The 16,910-nt window shown below is 59.0% G+C and carries 13 protein-coding genes; 3 read left to right on the top strand and 10 right to left on the bottom strand.

The features are described 5' to 3' along the window. Positions 1–62 precede the first annotated feature (62 nt). Positions 63–842 carry a methanethiol S-methyltransferase gene (gene mddA, locus ACLB1Z_RS18000; protein ID WP_409561072.1) on the top strand — a complete coding sequence of 260 codons (780 nt, stop codon included), beginning with the start codon at positions 63–65 and terminating at the stop codon, positions 840–842. A 382-nt stretch (positions 843–1,224) separates the two neighbouring features. Here the strand turns inward: mddA and cobA are convergent, their stop codons facing one another. The 9 genes from cobA to ACLB1Z_RS18045 all read right to left on the bottom strand — a co-directional run bounded on the left by cobA (position 1,225) and on the right by ACLB1Z_RS18045 (position 13,613). Further along, complete coding sequence (gene cobA / locus ACLB1Z_RS18005) at positions 1,225–2,157, bottom strand: uroporphyrinogen-III C-methyltransferase (protein WP_409561073.1); 933 nt, start codon at positions 2,155–2,157, stop codon at positions 1,225–1,227. A 39-nt stretch (positions 2,158–2,196) separates the two neighbouring features. Then, positions 2,197–3,507, bottom strand: a complete 1,311-nt coding sequence (locus ACLB1Z_RS18010; RefSeq protein ID WP_409561074.1) for a porin — start codon at positions 3,505–3,507, stop codon at positions 2,197–2,199. 4 nt (positions 3,508–3,511) lie between these two features. Then, complete coding sequence (locus tag ACLB1Z_RS18015; protein ID WP_409561075.1) at positions 3,512–6,169, bottom strand: molybdopterin-dependent oxidoreductase; 2,658 nt, start codon at positions 6,167–6,169, stop codon at positions 3,512–3,514. A gap of 11 nt (positions 6,170–6,180) precedes the next feature. Continuing rightward, positions 6,181–6,522 (bottom strand): nitrite reductase small subunit NirD, encoded by a 342-nt coding sequence (gene nirD, locus ACLB1Z_RS18020; RefSeq protein ID WP_409561076.1) that lies wholly within the window; start codon positions 6,520–6,522, stop codon positions 6,181–6,183. Next, entirely contained in the window at positions 6,522–8,975 is a 2,454-nt protein-coding gene (gene nirB, locus ACLB1Z_RS18025; protein WP_409561077.1) for a nitrite reductase large subunit NirB, read from the bottom strand. Before nirB ends, nirD begins: the two co-directional genes overlap by 1 nt. 17 nt (positions 8,976–8,992) lie before the next feature. Next, positions 8,993–10,315 carry an MFS transporter gene (locus tag ACLB1Z_RS18030; RefSeq protein WP_409561078.1) on the bottom strand — a complete coding sequence of 441 codons (1,323 nt, stop codon included), beginning with the start codon at positions 10,313–10,315 and terminating at the stop codon, positions 8,993–8,995. Between the two features lie 305 nt (positions 10,316–10,620). Further along, positions 10,621–11,844: a CmpA/NrtA family ABC transporter substrate-binding protein gene (locus ACLB1Z_RS18035; protein ID WP_409561079.1), complete on the bottom strand. Its 1,224-nt coding sequence runs from the start codon at positions 11,842–11,844 to the stop codon at positions 10,621–10,623. A gap of 2 nt (positions 11,845–11,846) precedes the next feature. Continuing rightward, the gene (locus ACLB1Z_RS18040) at positions 11,847–12,458 is read right to left on the bottom strand and encodes an ANTAR domain-containing response regulator (protein ID WP_409561080.1); all 612 of its coding nucleotides are present in this window, start codon (positions 12,456–12,458) and stop codon (positions 11,847–11,849) included. A gap of 147 nt (positions 12,459–12,605) precedes the next feature. Continuing rightward, positions 12,606–13,613, bottom strand: coding sequence for a helix-turn-helix transcriptional regulator (locus tag ACLB1Z_RS18045; protein ID WP_409561081.1), 1,008 nt, complete (start codon positions 13,611–13,613; stop codon positions 12,606–12,608). A gap of 200 nt (positions 13,614–13,813) precedes the next feature. On the opposite strand from ACLB1Z_RS18045, the gene ACLB1Z_RS18050 reads away from it, so the two are divergent. Both ACLB1Z_RS18050 and ACLB1Z_RS18055 read left to right on the top strand, forming a co-directional pair. Then, the gene (locus ACLB1Z_RS18050; RefSeq protein ID WP_409563306.1) at positions 13,814–14,311 is read left to right on the top strand and encodes a DUF1254 domain-containing protein; all 498 of its coding nucleotides are present in this window, start codon (positions 13,814–13,816) and stop codon (positions 14,309–14,311) included. An 82-nt stretch (positions 14,312–14,393) separates the two neighbouring features. Further along, entirely contained in the window at positions 14,394–15,149 is a 756-nt protein-coding gene (locus tag ACLB1Z_RS18055) for a DUF1214 domain-containing protein (protein WP_409561082.1), read from the top strand. A 133-nt stretch (positions 15,150–15,282) separates the two neighbouring features. On the opposite strand, the gene ACLB1Z_RS18060 is transcribed toward ACLB1Z_RS18055, so the two are convergent. Next, a complete protein-coding gene (locus ACLB1Z_RS18060) occupies positions 15,283–16,593 on the bottom strand; it encodes a porin (RefSeq protein WP_409561083.1) in 1,311 nt (436 codons plus the stop codon). Positions 16,594–16,910: the final 317 nt, after the last annotated feature.

A 16,910-nucleotide genomic window follows, 5' to 3' on the forward strand; every position in this document is an offset into this window, starting at 1 on the left:
GAGACGGCTATGCGCCTACTCGGCCGACAAATTCGGCCTGCCCCAAACGAGGAGGAATCTCAATGGGTCGAGGAATTACCTTCGCCTATGGACTCGCATCTTACTGCGCGTTCCTTGGCACAATCTTGTACACTATCGGCTTCGTTAGCGGTTTTGGCGTTCCAAAGACGATCGACACCGGCCAAGCTGCGCCTCTCAGTGAAGCACTCATTGTGAACATTCTTCTCCTTTCGGTGTTCACTGTGCAACATAGTGTGATGGCCAGGAAGCCGTTCAAGAAATGGCTGACGCAGTTCATTCCTTCTGTAGTCGAGCGCAGCACATACGTTCTCTTGTCCAGTTTGGCGCTCATTCTGCTGTTCTGGCAGTGGCGACCGATTACTCACGTTGTATGGCACATGAGTGAACCAACTCTGGCGATAGTCTTGTTTGGGCTGTCGTTGTTTGGCTGGTTGCTCGTCTTCGCCAGCACGTTCCTGATCAGCCATTTAGAGTTGTTTGGCTTGCGGCAAGTCCTTCTCAATCTGACGGGGCAACGTCAAGCGGAGCCTCAATTCAGGACACCCATGCTATACAAAATTGTCCGACATCCCCTCTATCTCGGCTTTGTCATCGCGATGTGGGCAACGCCGCTGATGACAGCGGGGCATCTGCTTTTCGCCGTGGGGGCAACCGCCTACATCCTGGTGGGCATCGCACTCGAGGAGCGAGACTTGAGCGAACTCTTTGGCGACGAGTATAATCACTACCGTCAGCGCGTCCCGATGCTTGTGCCATTATTGCGGAAGCACGATATGGACAAAGCTACGGCGATCCACCGGGCCAACTCCGAAATTTGCTAGTGTCCGGACGCAATACGATTGGTCGGTTGCACTGCCCGGCGGGATAACTCCTCCTCCGACGAGGCAGCGCGCCCTTCGCAGTCATCATCTTCCCGCATGAGATTATCCGCCAACGCGGCGGCTGCGACCCCAACTGCCGGGCCAAGAGTAGGATTTTCGCTCAATGCGACTAGTGCGATTGAGCAGCCCGGGTCACCTTACGAACTAGAAAGGGCGCACTGCGGAGTGCGGTAGGTTGCTATTACCTCCGCTTTTGGCTGAGGCTGGTCTCCAACAGCGTCTCGATCGCCTTCGCATGCAGGCTGAAAGGGGTCTCCGTCGCAGGGTGGGTCGTTCTGCAGGTGGTATATCCCTCAAAAAAACCGCAGCGCAAAGCGCACGCTCAAACAGCCGCGTATCCACTCTGCGGCAGGCAATGCGCGGCTACGGTTTCGGTTCCCGCGTATACTGATCCGATTCCGAGTACAAGCGGTTCCGAACGATCGAACGTCGCAACAACACTTTCAAGCTCTTTAAGCTGACAGCTCGCAACCTTCTGATTTTGACGACTGAGCGAAGACGCCACACCAACGGGTGTATCCTCTGACATCCCGAGCGCGATGAGGCGCTCGGAAATTTCTGCGGCGAGAGGCGCGCCCATATAGAAAACCGTCGTCGCCGAAGGATCGGCGATCGCTTGCCAATCGAGATCTTCCGGCAGGCCGCCGTTTTTCGAATGCCCGGTCACGAAGCGTACTGATTTTGCGTGATTGCGATGCGTCAGCGAAATTCCGAACGCGGAAGCCATCGCCGATGCCGCTGTGATGCCGGGCACGATTCGTGCCTCCAGACCTTGTGCTGCGAGATACGATACTTCTTCTCCTGCCCTTCCGAAGATCGCGGGATCTCCGGCTTTCAGGCGAACGACATGACTGCCCGCGCTGGCGTATTCGACCATCAGCCGATTGATGTCGTCTTGGCGGCAACTCGGCCGTCCACCTCTCTTGCCAACGCAAATCAGCTCGGCGTTTCCCGATGCCATTTTGAGTATGGCGTCGGAGACAAGCGCATCGAATAGAATGACATCCGCTGCTTCTATGGCGCGCAACGCCTTGATCGTCAGAAGCTCGGGATCACCGGGCCCCGCGCCGACCAGCGTAACGCAACCGCGCGGCTTGTCGCCTTTTATTGTCGAGCCGATCTTCGCTGCTGAACCCTTCAGCATTGCGGCAACCGGCGCCACGGCGGCCTTTAAAGCCAAACCGAACATTCGGAGCAATGACAACTGCCCTGAACTTGCGGCCGGCTGCGAAAACGTCGTCGCATCTGATTGCATGGAGAAGTCCTCAGCCATCGCCGATCCAAATTTCAGGCTTCAAAAATTGATCAATCCACCAAAGCTGACGAGGTCGAGGCCTTCGAGGTCGGATAGACTGGACACGCCCGACACATCCGCATCGTAGTGCTGATATTTGACGTAGACCGTCATAGCTGCTGCGTCGATCTCCTGGGCTATGCCACCGCCGTAACGCTGGAACGAACTCCCCGTCGCGCCAAGCGCCAGCGCAGACGGTCCAAGCTGGTCATCGTATTCGGCATAATCGCCATAGACGATCGTCGCACCCAGCGGCGTCCAGTTCCGGCGAATACCCGACTTGATGTACCAGTGATGGCTGTCCGGTGCGGTCGCACCGTTCACAAGCTTGGCGTCGTTGTTGTCTTCACGGCCGTACGCGCCGTGGAAGAACAGACCCGTCGGCATATGCTCGATGTAGCCGCCGGCTTGGAAGTATTGACTGTCCTTCGAGGTCAGCACGGCCGTGCCGCTGATGCGCTCATCAGAGTTCTCAGAATAGCCGACGCCAAGGTTGACCTTGAAGTCGTTCCACTTGCCAGCATAGCGCGCCGCAAGCTCCCAGTCGTCGTCTTCGCCCCAACTCGCCGAGACTGAGAAGCCGCCAAACACAGGTGAATCATAGCGCACCGCATTCATCACGATGCCGTCGCAATCGCCGCCGATCGGCGCATCCTGCGAATAGCAATAAGACAGCTGCCCCCAAGTCATATTGCCTGGTGCATAGCCGCCGCCCTTCTGGCGCAGCTTGAACTGCGGAAAGCCGTCGAAGAACGTGTAGTTGTCGATGACCTGCGTGCCGGATTTGTCCGTGAACATGGCCGCACTTTTGGAGGCGTTCGCCTGACGGCCGACGCTCAAGCTGCCGAGCTGCTCGCTCTTCAAATACCAGAACGACATCTGGACATTGAGGCCTTGGTTGAAGTCCGCCGAATTCTGGTTCATCGCCGCGCCGGTCGAGGCGTTGCGTCCAAACGGATTATCAGCGAGGTTCTGGATGCGCAGCAGGTAGCCGGCGGTCCATCCGGGCAGGATCTGGGCCTTGCCGTTGAAGATCACATGCGTGGCCTGCGTCGGGCCGAGGCCATGCAGGTAGACGTTGCTTTCAGCACCATCATCCCACCACGTCATCTCTTGAGCCACGTAGCCGGAGATCGTCAGCGAGACCTTGCGATTGCCTTTGCGCGCCGTCGTTGCTTCAAGCTCGGCAACGCGTTCTTCCAAATCCGCGCAGCAATCACCGCCAAGGTCGGCTGCCTGAGACGGGGTAGAGAAACTCGGCAACGCACCAAACGCCAGCATCACAGAAAGATATTTGCTTGCTCGCTTCAAAGATTCACTCCGCTGCCTGAAGGTTCTGCGCTTCGATAATGGTTTTGATTTCGGCACGGCATGAGCCGCAATTTGTTCCGGCCTGTAACGTCTCGCCGATGTCTGCCACGGTACGGCAGCCGCGCCGCGCAGCAGCAGCGATGTCGTTGGCGCCGACCCCGAAACACGAGCAGACCGTTGCGCCCTTATCGGCACCGCCAGCGCCCGGACGACCAGCGATGATCCTAAAGCGAGCAGCGCGCTGATGTGCCGCCGCGAGTTGTGCAACAGCCCAATCGCGGGACACGGCCACCGGCTCGGGAGCGAGGAAAACAGCGCCCAACAGCGTTTCATCGCGATAGCAAGCGAAGCGGTAGCTTGCGCTTTGGCGGTCGTGAAAGGCGATCGTATCGGCGTCGGACGACGAACCGAAAAGCGCGTTGGCGAACACGGCCCAATCTTCGCGCGCCGACGCAAAGCCAAGCTCGATGCGCCAGCCGCCGTTGCACTTGGCAAGTGCCCAGTATTCCGCATCGATGTACTCGGGCTTGCGGGCAAGAACCGCAAAGCCGTATGTTTCGGCGACGAAGCGCTCGATACGGACGGCGACGTTCTTCGAAGCCGGCTGACCCGAGATTGGGTCAACGATAGAAGGCACGAGCGTATCGACCCGTGCCTTCGAAGCGAACTGGTCTGTCCAATGCATCGGAACGAATATCGAGCCCGGTTGCTGTCGCGCCGAAATCAACGCGCGCACCAGGATGGCCGCAGAGCCCGTCGAAACGCGAACGAGATCGGCATCTGCAATACCGTGACGCTTTGCGTCATCTGGATGGATTTCGGCGAATGGCTCACCGTAGTGCTGCGACAGGCGTTGACTTTTACCGGTGCGCGTCAGCGTATGCCAATGATCGCGAATGCGACCGGTATTGAGAGTCAGAGGAAAAGCTGAAAGTTCGCGCCGACCGCTGCCGATCCTAGTGTTTACGAAGCGTGCCTTGCGATCAGGCGTGAAAAAGTTTCCGTCCGCAAAGAAGCGGATGCGGGAACTCTCGCCTATCCGGCGAGGCCACTGACACGGTTCGAGTGCGTCGAAATCGTCCCCGGAAATATTGCTGAATGCGCCGATATCGAAATCGCGGGTGCCTTTATTCTCGAATGCGGAGAGCGCCGCATGCTCAGCGAAAATCTCTGACGGCGATTGGAACGCGAAGGCGCCGCCGAATCCCATGCGCTTTGCGACTTCGCACATGATCCACCAGTCGGGTTGTGCTTCGCCGGGTAGCGGTAGGAAACTGCGCTGTCGCGAGATGCGCCGCTCGGAATTGGTGACGGTGCCGCTTTTCTCTCCCCATGCTGCGGCGGGAAGCGTGACGTGAGCATGGCGCACGGTGTCTGTCTTCGCGATGACGTCCGAGACTACAACGAACGGGCAGTTGCGCAATGATTCTTCAACGTCGCCTGCGTCTGGCATCGAAACGGCGGGATTCGTTGCCATGATCCAGATCGCCTTGATGCGTCCATCGGCGACGGCGCGGAACATATCGACGGCTTTGAGGCCGGCCCTTGCCGCGATCACCGGAGATTGCCAGAAGCGTTGGACGCGGTCGCCGTCGCCTACCCTGTCGAATTCCATATGAGCGGCGAGCGTGTTTGCCAGACCGCCAACTTCGCGACCGCCCATGGCGTTTGGCTGGCCGGTAATGGAAAACGGTCCCATGCCTGGCTTACCAATGCGGCCCGTCGCGAGGTGACAATTGATGATGGCGTTGACCTTGTCGGTGCCGCAGGACGACTGATTGACACCCTGGCTGAAGACGGTGACCACTTTTTCCGTGCGCGCGAAGAGATCGAAGAAGTCTTTAAGCCGTGCGTGCGACAGTCCGGTTCGCTCAACGACGGTCAGCGCATCGACAGATTGCGCAGTGTTGAGTGTGCCTTCGAACCCCGTTGTGTGTGCGGAAACGAAGGCGTCGTCGATTGCGCCCACATCAGCCAGATGATTGAGCAAGCCGACGAACAGCGCGACGTCGCCATCAGGCTTGATCGTCAAATGCATCTCAGCGAGATCGGCGGTCATCGTTCGCCGCGGATCGATCAGCACGATCTTCATGCTCGGCCGCTTTTCTTTTGCCGAGACGATGCGTTGATAGAGAACCGGATGACACCACGCGAGGTTCGAGCCGACGAGCACGATGAGATCCGCGCATTCGAGATCCTCGTAGCAGCCAGGTACGGTATCGGTGCCGAATGCGCGCTTGTGCCCCGCAACAGACGACGCCATGCACAGCCGCGAATTCGTGTCGATATTCGCCGAGCCGATGAAGCCCTTCATCAGTTTGTTGGCGACGTAATAATCTTCGGTGAGAAGCTGGCCGGAGACGTAAAACCCGACCGAGTCGGGGCCGTGCTCGGCGATCGTCTTTGAAAAACCAGAAGCGACGAGATCGAGCGCCGCGTTCCAGCTCACGCGCTGACCGCCGACTTTGGGATATAGCAGGCGATCGTCGAGAGCGACGGTTTCACCAAGCGCCGTACCCTTCGAGCATAACCTGCCAAAGTTCGCCGGATGATCCGGATCGCCGCTCACCGTGACCTCGCCAACAGCCGACGCCTCTGCGAGCACACCGCAGCCGACACCGCAGTACGGACACGTCGTCTTGGTTGGCTGAGGCATGGTCATCTCTATTTGCCTCACGCCGCGCGATGGGCTTTGGCTTCGGAAGCCAAGGCAATAAAGAGTTGGTCGCCTTCGACCTTGACCGGGATCGTCCGCACGCTACCTTCATCGGCGCCGAGCGCTTTGCCGGTTTCGAGCGAGATGACCCAGTTGTGAAGCGGGCATGTTACGGCGGCGCCGTGGACGATGCCCTGACTCAGCGGCCCGCCCTTGTGCGGACAATGATCCTCGATTGCAAAGATGCGATCTTCCGCCGTGCGGAAGACCGCGACCTTGCCTTGCGGCGTCTCGACACAGCGCGCACCGCGTCGCGGAATATCGGTGATGCTGCCTATCAATGCCCAGCTCATGTCCATCACTCCGCCGCGTCTGCCATGCCGACGGTTGCCATCGGCTTGAACTCATGCTTGTGCAGGCCGGAAACGCGTTCCGACCACGGGTCGACCTGTGCGAATTTCTGCGAATGGACGAAGCGGTCGTAATAGCCGCGGCGCTTCTCGGTATCATCGAGAACCTGGCGACGAATCTCGTCGATGGTGACGCGCTTTGCCCATTTGTAGATGCGTTCGAGATAGCGCGCCTGCTCGCGGTACATCTGCACGAGCCCAACAATGACTTCGAGGGCTTCGTCCTCGGTTTTGACGAGACCCAGAAGTTCCGTGCCCTTGATGTCGAGACCGGCCGCGCCTGCAAAATGAATCTCGTAGCCGGAGTCCACACAGATGACACCTACGTCCTTGCAGGTTGCTTCGGCGCAGTTTCGCGGACAGCCTGAGACTGCCATCTTGACCTTCGCAGGCGTCCACGAGCCCCACATGAATTTCTCGATGCGGATGCCGAAGCCGGTCGAATCCTGCGTGCCAAAGCGGCACCAGTCGGTGCCGACACACGTCTTCACGGTTCGCAGACCTTTCGCGTAAGCGTGACCCGATACGAAGCCCGCTTTGCCGAGATCGGCCCAGACGGCGGGCAGGTCTTCTTTCTTCACGCCCAGCATGTCGATGCGCTGGCCGCCGGTCACCTTCACGGTCGGAATGTTGAACTTGTCGACGACGTCCGCGATGGCCCGCAGCTCATTTGCACTCGTAACGCCGCCCCACATGCGCGGCACGACGGAATACGTGCCGTTCTTCTGGATGTTTGCGTGCACACGCTCGTTGATGAAACGCGATTGATAGTCGTCGGCGTATTCGCCGGGCCAGTCGCAGACGAGATAGTAATTCAACGCCGGGCGGCACTTGGCGCAGCCGCACGACGTCGTCCACTCAAGCTCCTGCATGACGGCGTAAATGTTCTTGAGGCTTTTCGCCTTGATCAATCGGCGAACATCGTCATGGCCCAGGGTTGTACATCCACACATCGGTTGCACGGCGGTCGGGTTGTAGGTATCCCCGAGCGTCAGAGCCATGAGTTGCTCAACGAGGCCCGTGCACGAGCCGCACGAGGCAGAAGCTTTGGTGTGAGCCCGGACGTCATCGAGCGACGTCAGGCCCTTCCCCTGAATGGCACCGACGATCTTGCCTTTGCATACGCCGTTGCAGCCGCAGATTTCTGCGTCATCGGGCAAGGCTGCAACGGCCGCCATAGGGTCGAGGGGCGTTCCTCCCTGATAGGCCTGGCCGAAGATCAAGGTGTCGCGCATGTCGGAGATATCGACCTGCTTCTTCTTCAGGTCGTTGAACCACGCGCCATCGGCAGTTTCCCCATAAAGGACAGTACCGATGATGCGGTTATCCTTCAGAATGATGCGCTTGTAGACACCGGCCGAGGCATCGCGCAGGACGATCTCGTGCCGGTCTTCTCCGTCAGCAAAGTCACCGAGCGAGAAAAGCTCGATACCGGTGACTTTGAGCTTCGTCGGCGTGTCGTTGTGGACGAACGCCGCCGTGCTTTTTTCGTCTGCGAGGTGGGCCGCTGCCACGCGCGCCATTTCGTAAAGCGGTGCGACGAGGCCGTAAACGTGCCCACCGACTTCGGCGCACTCGCCGACAGCATAAATATCAGGATCGGATGTCTGCATGCCGGCGTTGACGAGAACGCCGCGATTGGTGGCCAGACCAGCCTCTTTTGCGAGCCCGGCATTCGGCTTGATACCGGCCGCCATGACGACGAGCGTCGCTGGAATGATACGACCATCAGCAAGCTCGACACCTTCGACACGTCTGTCGCCGAGAATGGCTTTCGTGTTGGCCTTGCAGATGACCTTGATGCCGCGATCTTCAATCGCGCGCTGCAAGAGATAACCTGCCGCGGGATCGAGCTGGCGCTCCATCAGCGTCGGCATTAAATGCAGGACAGTGACGTCCATGCCCTGTGCTTCAAGACCTGCCGCAGCTTCCAATCCCAAGAGGCCGCCGCCGATAACGACCGCCTTGGCCCGCGACTGCGCCGCAAGCAGCATGGCGTTTACGTCATCCAAATCACGATAGCTCAAGACGCCCGGCAGATTGTTACCCGTCACCGGCAGAATGAACGGCACCGATCCTGTCGCGATGACGAGCTTGTCATAAGTTTCGACGACGCCGTGATCGGACGTCACGGTTTTGGCGTCGCGATCGATAGCGACGATCTTGTGGCCCTTATAGAGCGTGATGCCGTTTTTGATGTACCAGCCGTCGCCGTGAATGATGATCTGCTCATAGCTCTTCTCGCCGGACAGAATGGGAGAGAGCATGATGCGATCGTAATTGACGCGCGGCTCGGCGTTAAAAATCGTGACGGCGAAGCGGCCGGGTGATGTCTCGAACAGATGCTCAAGCATCCGCCCAGGCGCCATGCCATTGCCGATTATGACGAGTTTTTCCGTCATGACTGTTGTTCCCGCTCTCATGCCTGGCCGGCGATTTGGGCCAGGGCGCTGTCGGTATTGGTTGCGGATTTCGGGGAGGCGTCATCGCGCTCCATGCTTCGGATCGAAAGGTGCATCCAGACGAACAGAGCGACGACGATGACGAACAGCAGCATGAAGCAGCTCGTCCAAAGGCCCGTCACCTGATTGAGAAAGCCGAAGGCGATTGGCAGAACGAAACCTCCCAGGCCGCCGATCATGCCGACGAGGCCGCCGACAGAGCCGACGTTGTCCGGGTAGTACGTCGCGACGTGCTTATAGACGGCGGCCTTGCCGATGCTCATGAAGAACCCGAGCACCATCGCGATTCCGACGAATATTAAGGGGCTGATCTCGAAGTGCGCAGAGATCGGTCCGTGCGTGCCGTGCATGACGTAATCGGTCGGTGGCAGCGACAGAGCTAGCGTCGCGATGGCGGAGACGCCGAAGCACCAGTACAGGACAGCGCGGGCGCCGATGCGATCCGACAGCACGCCGCCGTAAGCGCGGAATATGCTCGCCGGAATCGAATAGGAGGCAGCGATCATGCCAGCGGTTTCGATGTCGAAACCATAGACGCCGATCAGGTAACGCGGCAGCCAGAGTGCGAGGGCGACGAAAGCGCCGAACGTGAAGAAGTAGTAGAAGGAAAACCGCCAAACGCGGATATCCTTCAGCGGCGCGAGTTCCATTGCGTACGCCTTTGGCGCTTCGCCTGTGCGGCGGCGCTCAGCGGTGACCGGGTCGTCGGTCGTCGTAAACCAGAAGACGATGGCCATCACCGCCAGTACAGCCGCCCAGATCAGCGCGACGGCATGCCAGCCCCAGGCAACGAGTGCGAACGGGGCAAGAAATTTGGTGACGGCCGCACCGACGTTGCCGGCGCCGAAGATACCGAGTGCGGTGCCCTGCTGTCCGGATTGATAGAAGCGCGAGACATAGGCAATACCGACCGCAAATGAGCCGCCCGCGAGACCTACTCCAAGCGCCGCAACAAGCATTTGCGTATAGGTGTGCGCGAAAACGAGAAGCGCCGTCGCGATGCTTGCAGCGATCATGTTGAGCGTGAACACGACCCGTCCGCCGTAGCGGTCGGTCCAGATGCCGAGGAAGATGCGGGCGAGCGAGCCCGTCAGAATGGGCGTTCCCGCCAGTAGACCGAACTCGGTTTCATTCAATCCGAGCTGCGCCTTGATGCGAATGCCGATGATCGCGAAGATCGTCCAGACTGCGAAGCAGGCCGTGAAAGCGATCGTCGAAATCCAAAGGGCGCGCCCTTCAGCCGTGGACAGCGATAATCCCGAACTTTCCTGTGTGCGCATCGATTGCTCCCGGTCGTGGCGCCAAAAACAAAAAAGCTGCCGGCCAAGCGCTCACACCCTCGGCAAAGAGGGTAGGAAGGCTTGAACGGCAGCTTTGCCTATTGAGCGCCCGTCATTGGACGCGGACGAAACCCTAAGCGCGGAAATCACGCAGCTTAGGCGAGCTGAAATTACAAACCTTCAACTCGAGTCCCTGCCAGGATTGCGGCAGTAGCGAACGCTTCGCAAGTCCAAACATTTAGCAATTTCACGACCCGTCGGCGCAAATTTTGTGCAGTGCACGTTTGACGCAGGTCGGGGGATCGTCACCGCTTCTGGCTTGTGATGTAGGCGTCGAGCTTGTCGGGATCGAACAAGCCGCCGTCGAAGAACCCGTCCGGCCCGAGCACCAGGCTCGCGCCGGATGAACCGACGGGAGTGGGCGCCGTCAGCGCCCCTTCGACCTTCGCGTTCGCCACCGGGAGCGCAATGCCTGACGGCTTCAGCGCGGCACGATAAAGATCCGGCCGATACGTTTCGCGCGCAATTTTTGCGTTCTCCGCGCTGTGCTGCACCTGCCCCCAACGAACCATCTGCGAATAAAACCAGAGCGCATGACTCTTCCATGGGAACGTCGCTGCTTTGGCAAACGGTACAAAGAAGTCGGAGACGGCGACGGCGTGTTCATTGCCGACGGGCAACTGGCCCTGCAGCGCAGGCAGCATCCATTCGACAGGCTGAGCGACATACGTCCGCTCGGCCAGAATGCGTGCCAGATCATTACGATTGTGCGCGTCGGCGCACCATTGGGCGGCGTTATTCAACGCGCGCAACAAGGCGGACAGCGCTTCAGGATTCTCTTGCGCCCAGTGCGCGCCGGCGGCGAGAACTTTCTCGGGGCTCGACCGCCAAATGGCGGCCTTCACGGTCGCTATATGGCCGTGCCCCAGGAGAGCCGCGGCAGAATTCCACGGCTCGCCGACGCAATAGCCGTCAATCGTGCCGCTCGCGAGAGCGTCCACCATCAACGGCGGGGGCACGATGACAATCTCGATATCGCGCGATGGGTCAATGCCGCAGGCGGCCAGCCAATAGCGAAGCTCGTAGTTATGCCCTGAGTGTGGATGGACGACAGCGAACCGCAACGGCATCTTGTTTTGGGCCGTGCGCGTACGAACGACGTCCTTTAGAGCCTTGCCGTTCGTCGCAGGATCGAAGTCGGCCTTTGCGCCGTTGTCTGCCATCGCGTCCCACAGGGCATTCGACACGGTAACGGCGTTGCCGCCCAGACCGAGCGCCATCGGAACGATGGTTGGAACAGCCAGCGGTGTCAGGCCAAGATTGCAGGCAATCGGCATCGGCGCCAACATGTGGGCGACCTGGAAATGCCCTACCGCCAGCCGATCGCGAATATTGGCCCACGACATCTCGCGCACGAGCGTCAGGTCGATTTCCTCGGCCTCGGCAAAACCCATTTCCTTTGTGGTCACGAGAACCGCGCTGTCGAGGAGCGGCATGAACCCGGCAGTGATCTGGTAAAGGCTCGCCATCGTCACTCCTCCTCGTCGGGTGGGGCGAGAAGCCCGGCTGCCGTTATCAAGCTTTCGGCGATTTCGGAGAGCTTTCTATTTTGGTTCATCGCAGTCTTGCGTAGCAAGGCGTAAGCCTGGGGCTCGGAGAGACCGCGCGTAGTCATGAGAATGCCCTTCGCCCGGTCGATGAGCTTGCGGTTTTCAAGCTCCGAACGCGCCTCTTCAAGTTCCCGGGTCATGCGCGAGAAGGCGTTAAAGCGACTGATCGCCATCTCGAGGATCGGCTTGACGCGCTCCTGCTTCAGTCCGTCAACGACGTAAGCCGATACCCCCGCTTCGACCGCCGCCTCGATCGATGCACTGTCCGAACGGTCGACAAACATCGCGATGGGGCGGTTCACGGCACGAGAAAGTTGGAACATGTTCTCGAGCATATCGCGGTTGGGATTTTCGAGATCGATAACGATGACGTCCGGCTCAATCTCGGAAATACGGCGCGCAATTCCCGCGACGTCGTGGACGACGGTGAGGTGATCATAGCCGGCTTCCCGCAGGCCCGCTTCGATGACCGAGGCGCGCAGACGGTTTTCATCTATGACCAAGATGGAAAGTCGTTTCGGCCCTGCGTGCATGCCCGTGTCCACCAAGAAGACTGTCTCGGGTACACGATTTCCGCGCGCGGTCAACTGCCCGCAAGTGCTCAGGGCCGGAACTAGGGTCGCGACATGGTCGGACGACGGACCGTTGATTGCATAGAAATTTGCGCCGGGCCGTTCTGCTCAAACGGCGCCGTTCCGATACCGTCGCGGCGATACGCCCGTCCACCGGCGGACGGCGCGGACGAAAGAGGGCTGCCCGGAATAACCCAGATCCGCGGCAACGTGCGTGATCGATTTCGAAGTGCCGCTCAACGCAACGAGCGCGCGGGCCCTTCGCGCTTCATCCAGAAGATCCGAAAAGCTCGTGCCTTCGGCCGCAAGTCGCCGCTGCGATGTTCGCACGCTGAAGCCACTCGCCTCGGCAAACCGCTCAACGGTCGGCTCGCCATCATCGAGCATGAAATCGATGAATGCACGCGCCGTACACGCGAAACTGTTTGCACTGTCGAGCGGATCCCAATGATCTCTGGGCCAATCGCCTCCGAACTTCCGGATGGAACTCGGGAACGGCCGATCCAGAGCATCATCGGATATAAAGACTGTGAGCGCGTTCGTGTCGCTCGGCGTCGGCTGTGGTCCGAGGCGCCCGTTAAGATGTGACAAGCCGAATTCCGGATGCGGCGTGAGTTCTATCTTGCCGAGTGGCTCGCCTGCGTAACCCGTCATTTTACAGAGCGAACGGATCAGTGCGGCCACGTATTGTTGTACAGTGTGCCGCGTGACATCGTCCACATCGAGAGTGAGTTCCTCACGAATGAACGCGCCTGCGGCGGCCGGCGTGATCGATAGAAATTCGTGTGTACAATGACGGGGTATCGCTTCACAGACAAGAGTGAGTGCCTCGCGCGGCGTCCTGCCGCCAAGCATGAGTTGACCCAGCTCTCCGAGATCGAGAATGCTCGTGTCTGTCACTACGCGCGTCGCGATTTCGGGTCCTTCCTGCAGGGACAGCATCCGCATCACTGAAAGAGCTTTGATCAGGGAAATCGGGCGGGCGGTCGCGTCCCAAGGCGGGGCCGATAGCCCTCCCCACGCGAGCACGTCGTCGAGCGACCGTCCGTTTTTTTGAACCCATCGAACGAAAGGCGCGATATCGGACGCGCGCACCAAGGGAAAGCTTGAGATCATGCGAGCAGCGATACGAACAAGCGAACCTTGGCTATTTTACACCGTCTGGCGCATAAAGCGAATTATTCCTCCGCCTGCATCGTATTCTCTCGCAAAAATGTGAAATGGAGAGACAGCGTGGTAATAAAAAAGCAATTTAAAATTGCGTCGGCGGCTCACATGAGTGCCGCTTTTTTTCATGCGCCGCTCACGCCTTGACGGTGGACGAATCCAAAGCGATTGCGATGGATGCCTATATCTATGGTTATTCTCTCATCACTACTGAAGTTACGCGCGTTCAAATGACGAACGTCGACAAGCCCGACGGCACGCGGGGGCCAATGGGCAAGTTTGTTAATATTCCGCGTTATCCGCCTGCGGACTATCGCGGCGTATCAGCGCCGAATGCCGATACGCTTTATTCGCTCGCTTGGATAGATTTGGAAAAAGGTCCGACCGTTTTCTCTCATCCGGATATGGGGAAGCGATACTATCTGTTTCCCATGTATAGTCTTTGGATGCCTGTGATCCATTCTCCTGGCACCCGCACGACGGGCGGCGCAGCAGAGAAATTCCTGCTGACCGGCCCGGGATGGAAAGGCGAGGTGCCGTCCGGCATGACGGAGATCAAATCTCCCACGCGTTACATGCTGATTCTCGGACGGACGTACGCACGGAAGCGAGGCCGACTACAAAGCCGTGAATGCTCTGCAGGCTGAGTACGACCTCCGGCCGCTCTCGGCGGTCGGCGCTGATTACACGTATGTGGCCCCGCCGGTGGATCCCAATCCGGGTTTCTCCATGACCGACAAACCACAGGACGTCATTCTTGGCCTTGGAACCGAAGGCTACTTCAATATGATGGCGCGATTGATGTGCAAGGATGCGCCCCCGGCGACTGAGGACGCACCTATCCTCGCAGAGATGGCGAAAATCGGCATTGAACCGTGCAAGACATTCAGCTTGGCTCATCTCGATCCTGATGTTCAGGCAGCGTTGAAAGCGTTGCCGCAGCAGGCGCTCGATAAAATCGGAGCGAACAAGGCTGCGATGGGAGTGGAGGTCAAGAGATGGATCTTCACCAAGGGTCTTGGTGAATACGGCACCGACTACATGAAGCGCGCGCTCGTCGCGGCTTTTGGATGGCCGGCCAATTTGCAGGCTGACGCAGTCTATCCTTATACGGAAGTCGACAACGCCGGGCAGCCGCTCAGCGGCGCGGACAAATATACGCTGACGTTTGCAAAGGGCCAGGAGCCGCCGGTCAACGGTTTCTGGTCGATCACGATGTACCAAATCGACCAGGGGTGGTGGTTCGTACCGAATGCACTGAACAAATTTACGGTCAGTCCGCGCAACGATTTGAAAGCCAATCCCGACGGCTCCGTTACGCTTTACTTCCAGAATGAATCGCCGGGCGCCGATAAGGAGTCCAATTGGCTCCCGGCTCCGAAAGGTGCATTCCTGCCGATGCTGCGGATGTATTGGCCTAAGGAAACGAGCCCTTCGATTCTGGATGGGAGTTGGAGCCCGCCCGAGGTCGTGAAGGCAAACTGAGCTGCACTTATCCGAGTGAAAGATCGCGCATACGGCGATGATCTGATAGCCTGGAGTTCATCAAGCGCCAGCGAGCAGCCCGGGATTTAGCTGGTCGCTGGCATTCCGCCGAAGTTGCGGAAGGAAGCTTCGATCAAAAATTGATCAGCCCACCAAAGCTGACGAGGTCGAGGCCTTCGAGGTCGGATAGACTGGACACGCCCGACACATCCGCATCGTAGTGCTGATATTTGACGTAGACCGTCATCGCTGCTGCGTCGATCTCCTGGGCTATGCCACCGCCGTAACGCTGGAACGAACTCCCCGTCGCGCCAAGCGCCAGCGCAGCCGGTCCAAGCTGGTCATCGTATTCGGCATAATCGCCATAGACGATCGTCGCACCCAGCGGCGTCCAGTTCCGGCGGATACCCGACTTGATGTACCAGTGATGGCTGTCGGGTGCGGTCGCACCGTTCACAAGCTTGGCGTCGTTGTTGTCTTCACGGCCGTACGCGCCGTGGAAGAACAGACCCGTCGGCATATGCTCGATGTAGCCACCGGCCTGGAAGTATTGACTGTCCTTCGAGGTCAGCACGGCCGTGCCGCTGATGCGCTCATCAGAGTTCTCAGAATAGCCGACGCCAAGGTTGACCTTGAAGTCGTTCCACTTGCCAGCATAGCGCGCCGCAAGCTCCCAGTCGTCGTCTTCGCCCCAACTCGCCGAGACTGAGAAGCCGCCAAACACGGGTGAATCATAGCGCACCGCGTTCATCACGATGCCGTCGCAATCGCCGCCGATCGGCGCATCCTGCGAATAACAATAAGACAGCTGCCCCCAAGTCATATTGCCTGGTGCATAGCCGCCGCCCTTCTGGCGCAGCTTGAACTGCGGAAAGCCGTCGAAGAACGTGTAGTTGTCGATGACCTGCGTGCCGGATTTGTCCGTGAACATGGCCGCACTTTTGGAGGCGTTCGCCTGACGGCCGACGCTCAAGCTGCCGAGCTGCTCGCTCTTCAAATACCAGAACGACATCTGGACATTGAGGCCTTGGTTGAAGTCCGCCGAATTCTGGTTCATCGCCGCGCCGGTCGAGGCGTTGCGTCCAAACGGATTATCAGCGAGGTTCTGGATGCGCAGCAGGTAGCCGGCGGTCCATCCGGGCAGGATCTGGGCCTTGCCGTTGAAGATCACATGCGTGGCCTGCGTCGGGCCGAGGCCATGCAGGTAGACGTTGCTTTCAGCGCCATCGTCCCACCAGGTCATCTCTTGAGCCACGTAGCCCGAGATCGTCAGTGAGACCTTGCGATTGCCTTTGCGCGCCGTCGTTGCTTCAAGCTCGGCAACGCGCTCTTCCAAATCCGCGCAGCAATCACCGCCAAGGTCAGCCGCCTGAGAGGGGGTAGCCGCAGCGACACACACTCCTGCGACAACAGCAATGCAAAGAAGTTCGGTAGCTCGTTTCAATGATCGACTCCGCGTCCAGATTCCATGCTTCGATTTGTGTCTGGCGGCAGTGTCGATTATCCGCTCGTTGCCGAGAGGCAGTAGCGGGCGGTCAACCGACTCTCGGCTATCGAGAGCGGTGATCTCTGTGATGGCGTTCATGCTGTACCCCCCGGTTCATCCGTCGCCTGAGAGAGGGAGGTTGCAATCGATGTGCCAATTTTGGCAGAAACGGCGGCAGCTCGTAACGCTTGAATTCAGGCGCTTATCAGTGAGCTTTTCGCGATGGCCGGCATTGTACGCAAGACAAAGTGTCGACAATGTCAAAGTTTGTCGAC

This window comes from Hyphomicrobium sp. MC8b (genome assembly GCF_905067615.1).
Classification (GTDB): Bacteria; Pseudomonadota; Alphaproteobacteria; order Rhizobiales; family Hyphomicrobiaceae; genus Hyphomicrobium_B.